This is a genomic window from Photobacterium japonica (genome assembly GCF_050337005.1).
In the GTDB taxonomy this organism is placed as follows: Bacteria; Pseudomonadota; Gammaproteobacteria; order Enterobacterales; family Vibrionaceae; genus Photobacterium; species Photobacterium japonica.
On record NZ_JAKJSN010000101.1, the window covers coordinates 1 to 7089 of the forward strand.

General features: G+C 48.5%; 6 protein-coding genes, 5 tRNA genes and 1 rRNA gene. 10 read left to right on the forward strand and 2 right to left on the reverse strand.

Features of this window, described 5'->3' with window-relative positions; genetic code table 11:
• Both rrf and L4C36_RS23120 read left to right on the forward strand, forming a co-directional pair.
• A 5S ribosomal RNA gene (gene rrf / locus L4C36_RS23115) occupies nucleotides 1-87 on the forward strand; the annotation flags it as partial.
• 65 nt (nucleotides 88-152) lie between these two features.
• Nucleotides 153-229 (forward strand) — tRNA-Asp (locus L4C36_RS23120).
• Between the two features lie 1179 nt (nucleotides 230-1408).
• Here L4C36_RS23120 and pssA read toward each other — a convergent pair.
• Together pssA and L4C36_RS23130 are read right to left on the reverse strand one after the other, a co-directional pair.
• On the reverse strand, nucleotides 1409-2758 hold the full coding sequence (pssA, locus tag L4C36_RS23125) for a CDP-diacylglycerol--serine O-phosphatidyltransferase (protein ID WP_428480129.1): 1350 nt from the start codon (nucleotides 2756-2758) through the stop codon (nucleotides 1409-1411).
• Nucleotides 2759-2872: 114 nt separating this feature from the next.
• A complete protein-coding gene (locus L4C36_RS23130) occupies nucleotides 2873-3313 on the reverse strand; it encodes a GNAT family N-acetyltransferase (RefSeq protein WP_428480130.1) in 441 nt (146 codons plus the stop codon).
• Between the two features lie 75 nt (nucleotides 3314-3388).
• On the opposite strand from L4C36_RS23130, the gene murB reads away from it, so the two are divergent.
• The 8 genes from murB to L4C36_RS23170 all read left to right on the forward strand — a co-directional run.
• Nucleotides 3389-4429: a UDP-N-acetylmuramate dehydrogenase gene (gene murB, locus L4C36_RS23135; RefSeq protein ID WP_428480131.1), complete on the forward strand. Its 1041-nt coding sequence runs from the start codon at nucleotides 3389-3391 to the stop codon at nucleotides 4427-4429.
• Nucleotides 4426-5388: a bifunctional biotin--[acetyl-CoA-carboxylase] ligase/biotin operon repressor BirA gene (gene birA / locus L4C36_RS23140; protein WP_428480132.1), complete on the forward strand. Its 963-nt coding sequence runs from the start codon at nucleotides 4426-4428 to the stop codon at nucleotides 5386-5388. Before murB ends, birA begins: the two co-directional genes overlap by 4 nt.
• Nucleotides 5388-6119, forward strand: coding sequence for a type III pantothenate kinase (locus tag L4C36_RS23145; protein ID WP_428480133.1), 732 nt, complete (start codon nucleotides 5388-5390; stop codon nucleotides 6117-6119). Before birA ends, L4C36_RS23145 begins: the two co-directional genes overlap by 1 nt.
• A 96-nt stretch (nucleotides 6120-6215) precedes the next feature.
• Nucleotides 6216-6291 (forward strand) — tRNA-Thr (locus L4C36_RS23150).
• A gap of 36 nt (nucleotides 6292-6327) precedes the next feature.
• Nucleotides 6328-6412, forward strand: a tRNA-Tyr gene (locus tag L4C36_RS23155).
• Between the two features lie 39 nt (nucleotides 6413-6451).
• A tRNA-Gly gene (locus L4C36_RS23160) sits at nucleotides 6452-6526 on the forward strand.
• A gap of 12 nt (nucleotides 6527-6538) precedes the next feature.
• Nucleotides 6539-6614 (forward strand) — tRNA-Thr (locus tag L4C36_RS23165).
• A 106-nt stretch (nucleotides 6615-6720) separates the two neighbouring features.
• A partial coding sequence (locus tag L4C36_RS23170; RefSeq protein ID WP_428480134.1) for a GTP-binding protein occupies nucleotides 6721-7089 on the forward strand: 369 nt, incomplete at its 3' end.

Here is a 7089-nt window from a genome sequence, read left to right on the forward strand (position 1 = left end):
TGATCCCATGCCGAACTCAGTAGTGAAACGTAACAGCGCCGATGGTAGTGTGGGGTCTCCCCATGTGAGAGTAGGACATCGCCAGGCTTCAAACTTAAGATACTTGTTCTGAACGACAGGTGTCGGATAAAGAGAAATCTTTATCTCCGTGTGGAGCGGTAGTTCAGTTGGTTAGAATACCGGCCTGTCACGCCGGGGGTCGCGGGTTCGAGTCCCGTCCGCTCCGCCACTTATTAAGAAACCCTGTCGGTAACGACAGGGTTTTTTGCTATATACTGTTTCCCAAGAGCCCTTCGGTCTCAAGGTCGCAGCTGGATAGCCAGCCCCGACTGGCCGTGCGCGTTGAGTCCCATCCGCTCCGCCACTTATACTAAGCCCAAGTCGAAAGACTTGGGCTTTTTTACGTCTATCGCTGGTAAAAATGACCATCGCCACGTTGGCTATTTTGAAATTAGCCCACTATTCCTGCAATAGCCGCCTTGCTATGAACACTTTTCCCTGCGTCATAGCCTCATAACAGTACATCAAATACTACGCCTAACTAATACTCATAAGGGAAATCAACGGATCATGTTAACCCGCCTTTGTGAATAACTCTTTGACGTCTTTTTGTAAGGGGGGCTTGATAACTGCGTTAGTGATTGACCACAACAGGTAGTACTCAGTGTATGTATGGGGATGATTACAGGATTTGTCGCTACGTGGGAGAATAAAACCGCCTCTAAGCGATGTGAGGCGGTTTTATTGGATAAGGACGTGTATTTTCTTGATGAGGTGCGGTGTAAGGGCTTCAGTGCGTTCTATAATAAGAATACCCGCGTTTCCCCTCTCTTTGCAGGCTCACTTGACCGTATCAACAGTAATGCCTCTACCGGCCTCTAGGTTACGATAACGCTAAATTGGCGCGTCGCCTGTAATTGGAGAGCTGTTGTTTTAACGCAGTAATCCGTGGCTAACCCGCCAATGATTGCTGTGTTAACCTTTTTTACTGTTAAGCCTCTCTATCAAGCCTGTACTGCGTTTTTTTTTCGAGATCGTGGTAGCACGCACCATAGGGGGTAAAAATCCGGGCCGCTCCCTTTCCATATGACATGATCATATGCTGTGACCGCAGGAATGTCGGGGATCGTCTCAAAACCGATGGTCCCCGGTACTGTATATGATACCCAAGTGAGATCCGCGTTTTAAACGGCAAAGCCTGAAGCATTTCATCATGACGATTGACCACCCATACCGCTCAGCTTGGGTGCGCATCTTTGGTTAAAATGCGATAAGTTGCCAATGCAGTTTGGCGATTTAAGGTTGCCCCCATTTTATCATCGCCTTCGACCGGTAATTCGTTGGGACAAATTGGTGTAAATGCCTATTGAGGATCGACACCAATGGCTGCAATCGTCATGTCTCCTCCCTAGAGAATTTGGTTGAGAATGTGATCGGCTTTAATACGACGGATACGCTTGATCAGTTTTCTCACCGGTGCCGGATATGCATCAATCTTTTCAATAAGCTTGTAACTACCGACTAAATGCGTGTGTTGCAGAATACAATCTAGCTCACGCTGTTTTTGTTCAGCTAGTAACTGGTGTTTGTCATGCACAAGGATGGCATTCTCCAAATCTAATTTCCAAGCACGCGGATTTAAATTATTCCCTGTGATCAGCATGTAACTGCGATCAACCCAAATTCCTTTTAGATGGAAGCTGTTGTCATCATGTTTCCATAGATGAATGGCAAGCTGTCGACGAGCAATGGCTGATTCATTTTGCTTGGCAAAATTGCGCAGATTGACTTCATAGAGATACGGTAGGCCAGCAATCGTTTTAAAGGGCTCACTTGGCGGGATATAAAAGTCATTCGCGGTTTTATCACCCACAACAACCGTGACTTTTACCCCTCGACGCAATGCGCGTTTCACTTCGCGGCTTACGCTGCGAGGGAAATTGAAATACGGCGTACAGATCGTCAACTCGGTTTGCGCGCTCGCAATCAAGGTGCAGATATGTTGGTTGAGAGTGTTTTTACGCTTCCCTAACCCGACCAGTGGCGTTAGGCCGACCTGGTTGTCTGCTACTTGTTCTGGCTGGAAATGGTAACTGGCTTTTTGTAGCTGCTGGCGGAGTGTACGGATGGCACCTTTGAGTGATTTCGTGTCAGGGCGTACTTTTTGGCTCAGGCAGTTAACGGCATCGCTGTTAACGAGCGTCTCAACAATAAAACCTGCCATACTATCGGCAAGATGCGGGTTATGGATCACATGGTAGCGATCGTAACGGTAGCGATTATGCTGAGCAAGATAGACGTCGTTTAAGCTTGCTCCACTGTAGATGACCTTATCATCAATCACGAACCCTTTTAAATGCAGCACCCCGAAGACTTCTCGGTTACGCACAGGAACGCCGAGGATTTGGATTGGGTGTGTGTATTTTTCCGAAAATTCACGGTATAGGGATGCATTACCATCGGATTTTGAATCGCCAATGAGCCCTCGTTGTGCGCGGTGCCAGTCGACGAGAACTTTGATATCAAGATCGGGGTTTGATTGCTTGGCTTCATAAAGCGCGGTCAGAATACCTCTGCCGGCTTCATCATCTTGCAGATAAAGGGCAACCAGGTAGATACGGCGAGTCGCGCTCGTGATTTCTTGATGAAGGCGTTCGCGGAATGAACTCGCATCAAAAAGGGTTTCTAGATCTTCTGGTTTATGTGCAATGCATGGGAGTTGATCGATGCGTTGCTTATTTGCAATAGCTGAATCCATTATCGCCTCGTTTACGCGACCTTATTAAGGATGAATCTGTTAGTGAAGAGGACGATTATACCAGAAAAAGTGCGGTGTCTATCTATTGCAGAGGCGGCATGTATCACGGATGAATCAATTATCTGCCTTGTTATTGTTATAGCGCATAGGGATCAGCGCCTTACCGCTACCTTGATAACGGCTTAGACGGCTACGTAATGGCTCAGGCAGCGCCTCTATCGGCAGCGTTTGAAAGCCTGCTGCTTGATAAAAAGATTCAAGGTAATCAAACGCAAAGCAGTAACAGGGCACCGCTACGATCTGTGAGTTTGCTGCGGATAATAGCTGTTGTCCTTGGCCTTGACCGCGTTGTTCGGGATGTACCAGCATGCCAGTGAGGAGTTGGTAATCCTCAAAATGCTTAAATCGCACACAGCATTGTATGCCACTGTTATCCTCTCCTATCCAGATCGTTTCGTCGCGTTTGGCTTTTCCCGCAGGATAATAGGCTTTATAAAATCGGTTGATTAGCGGGAACCGTAATGGTTCTAGAAGATGAAAACTAAGCTTACGCATGGGAAAACACTGCCAAGTGAGGATGAATCAGTTAAAATGCAGCCCCTAGTATAAAAGGTATGGGTCAAAATAGGCATGAAAGTTTTGCAGGATAGGTCACTAGCGCCTTTTCATACATTTGGGCTTGAAGCCTCGGCTGCGCACATTGTTGTCGTTGAAACGGCTGATGAGCTGCTTTCGGTGTGGCGAGATGCGTGTTATCAGCCTTTGGCTAAGCTGATTGTAGGGCAGGGCAGTAATCTACTTTTCTGCGAAAATTTTGCCGGCGTGGTTGTCGTCAACCGGCTTAAAGGGATTGCCATCACGGAGACCGCAGATGCCTTTGAGTTGCATGTAGGTGCCGGTGAAGATTGGCATGCATTGGTTACCATGACCGTTGAGCAAAATATGCCGGGGCTGGAAAATCTAGCATTAATCCCAGGCTGTGTTGGCTCGGCACCCATCCAGAACATCGGGGCGTACGGCGTAGAACTGAAAGATGTTTGTCAGTATGTGGATGTGGTGGAGCTGGTAACAGGTACAGCCTCTCGTTTGATGGCGGCAGACTGTCAGTTTGGTTACCGTGAATCAATTTTCAAATCAGCCTTGAAAGAGACCCATGCTATCGTCGCGGTCGGATTACGCTTGGTGAAAGCGTGGACGCCACACATTGGCTACGGACCGTTGACGCAGTTTGATCCCACAACCGTTACCGCGGCGGACATCATGCATACGGTATGTGCGGTACGTTGCGAGAAATTGCCGGATCCTGCTGTGATGGGCAATGCGGGCAGTTTTTTTAAAAATCCCCTCGTGGCGCAAGCACAGGCTGAAGCCTTAATGCAGCACTATCCCCATATGCCGATGTACCCACAGCCTGAAGGTCAATGCAAATTGGCGGCGGGCTGGCTGATTGATCAGTGTGCGCTGAAAGGACACCAGATCGGCGGGGCGCGAGTTCATGATCAGCAAGCTTTGGTTCTGGTGAATGCTGACAAGGCTTCTGCGACAGATGTAGTGGCATTGGCTCAGTATGTTGTTGATGCAGTGCAACAAAAATTTGGGATCCAACTCGAACATGAAGTACGCTTCATGGCTGCGACAGGGGAAACCCACTTGGCAGAGGTGCTGGGATGAAAGAGCACAAAACACGCTTAGCACTGATTGCGTTATTGGCGGATGGGCATTTTCATTCTGGCGAAGCGTTAGGGGACGCGTTAGGCATGTCGCGTGCCGCGATCTCGAAGCAAGTGAAGGTATTACAATCCTGGGGATTGGATATCTATCGCGTACAGGGAAAAGGCTACCGTTTAGCCGCGCCATTAGAATTATTGACACATGAACAGATCATGGCACATACCGATTGCGCCGATCTGGCCGTGATCCCGGTGATTGATTCGACCAACCAGTATTTATTGGATCGTGTTGGGCAGTTACCAAAAGGGGCCGTGTGTCTCGCTGAATACCAGCAAGCAGGGCGTGGGCGACGAGGTCGACAGTGGTTGTCACCGTTTGGCAGTAACCTCTACTTGTCCATGTACTGGCGGTTAGATGCCGGTATGGCAGCCGCGATGGGGCTGAGCTTGGTGGTGGGTGTCGCGATTGCAGAAGCATTACAGTCATTAGGGGCTGATGGGATCCGCGTAAAGTGGCCTAACGACCTCTATTATCACGATAAAAAATTAGCCGGTATCTTGGTCGAAATGACGGGCCAAGCCGGTGATGCCGCGCACCTTGTTATCGGTATGGGGCTGAATATCGCTATGCCAGAACAAGAAGGGGTGGCCATTGAGCAGGGGTGGACGAACCTCTCTCAAGCATGTGATCACCTGCCGGGGCGTAATCAGTTGGCGGCGACCTTGATTGCCAAATTGAGCCAAACACTGACAGACTATGAAGAGAAAGGCCTTGATGGTTTTATTGAGCGCTGGAATCTCTTAGATAACTTTTTGGATCGTCCTGTGAAATTATTGATTGGCCAGCGAGTGGTGGAAGGTATCGCTCGAGGGATCAATAGTCAGGGGGCATTATTATTAGAAACCGATGAGGGTGTAACGCCTTATATCGGTGGTGAAATCAGCCTTAGAGGTTGTTAATGCAAATTTTAATTGAAGCGGGTAACACCTATGTCAAGGTGGCCCAGTTGTTTGACAATGGCAATATTGAGTTATTGGGTCGTTACCCCAGCCGTAAATTAGAAATGGTGCTAGAGCCTCTGATTGAGACGGGCATTGATCGTATTGTGTTTGCCAGTGTTGGACCGGTTGAAGTGGATAATTCTATCCAGCGAATTTCTCAATTGGCCAATATCCCTGTTTTGCAGGTGAAAACGCTACGTAAAGACTTTGGGGTCAAAAATGCGTATAGCGAGTACCAATACCTCGGGGTTGACCGTTGGCTTACTTTGGTGGCCGTTCATCAGCAATTTAAACGTCCAACAGTCATTGTCGATATTGGTACTGCCTTGACGTTTGATGTGATGACCGAAGAAGGTAAGCATCTGGGGGGCTGGATTGCACCTGGCTACCAGCTAATGATGAAATCGGTTTTAGAAAATACGTCAAAAGTGTTTTCGGACCGAGATCACGGTGATGCGCTGACGTTTGCCGACAATACCGCCGATGGCCTGAAGAATGGTTGCCGCGCCGCCCTAGTGGGATTGATTGAGTTTGGCCTTTCTCAAGCCACTGACCGCCTGAAGGTTGAGCCGGAAGTGATCCTGTGTGGTGGCGGTGTGCGTCATTTGCCTATCAATTGGGGAAAACACTATCATCATCGCTCAGATCTGGTCTTAGAAGGCCTTGCGTTGTATGCAAAATGTCGATGATGCACAATATTCACTCAAGCGATGCATTTTGCGGAAAAAAATCAAAAAAAGGTGTTGCAAGGGCTGAGATAGTTCAATAGAATGCGCAGCACTTACGCCGACTTAGCTCAGTAGGTAGAGCAACTGACTTGTAATCAGTAGGTCACCAGTTCGATTCCGGTAGTCGGCACCACTTTCTCCTAGATGAGTGAAAGTGAGTAAAAAATTTGGAGGGGTTCCCGAGTGGCCAAAGGGATCAGACTGTAAATCTGACGGCTCTGCCTTCGAAGGTTCGAATCCTTCTCCCTCCACCAATTTCGATTGATTGAATAGCTTATCGAGTTACGAGTTTTGCGGGCATCGTATAATGGCTATTACCTCAGCCTTCCAAGCTGATGATGCGGGTTCGATTCCCGCTGCCCGCTCCACACTTCTTGTGTGCTGATATAGCTCAGTTGGTAGAGCGCACCCTTGGTAAGGGTGAGGTCGGCAGTTCGAATCTGCCTATCAGCACCATCCCCCCTCTTTAAGTTACCTCAATACTTTTGATATATACTCTACTAACCCATGTCAGGTTGTGTGGTCGTCATGCCACCAAATTCCGTGCCTAGAGGGACTATCCATGTCTAAAGAAAAATTCGAACGCGTAAAACCGCACGTTAACGTTGGTACTATCGGCCACGTTGACCACGGTAAAACAACTCTAACTGCTGCTATCTGTACTACGCTTGCAAAAGTGTACGGTGGTGTTGCTAAAGATTTCGCATCTATCGATAACGCTCCAGAAGAGCGCGAGCGCGGTATCACAATCAACACTTCTCACGTAGAGTACGATACTCCATCTCGTCACTACGCACACGTTGACTGCCCAGGACACGCCGATTATGTTAAAAACATGATCACTGGTGCTGCGCAGATGGACGGTGGTATCCTAGTTGTTGCTGCAACTGATGGCCCTATGCCTCAGACGCGTGAGCACATCCTACTAGGC

Excerpts from the sequence above, each read along its gene's own strand:
- pssA (WP_428480129.1), bottom strand. The coding sequence starts at position 2,758 with ATGGATTCAGCTATTGCAAATAAGCAACGCATCGATCAACTCCCATGC.
- L4C36_RS23145 (WP_428480133.1), top strand. The coding sequence starts at position 5,388 with ATGCAAATTTTAATTGAAGCGGGTAACACCTATGTCAAGGTGGCCCAG.
- murB (WP_428480131.1), top strand. The coding sequence starts at position 3,389 with ATGAAAGTTTTGCAGGATAGGTCACTAGCGCCTTTTCATACATTTGGG.
- L4C36_RS23130 (WP_428480130.1), bottom strand. The coding sequence starts at position 3,313 with ATGCGTAAGCTTAGTTTTCATCTTCTAGAACCATTACGGTTCCCGCTA.
- birA (WP_428480132.1), top strand. The coding sequence starts at position 4,426 with ATGAAAGAGCACAAAACACGCTTAGCACTGATTGCGTTATTGGCGGAT.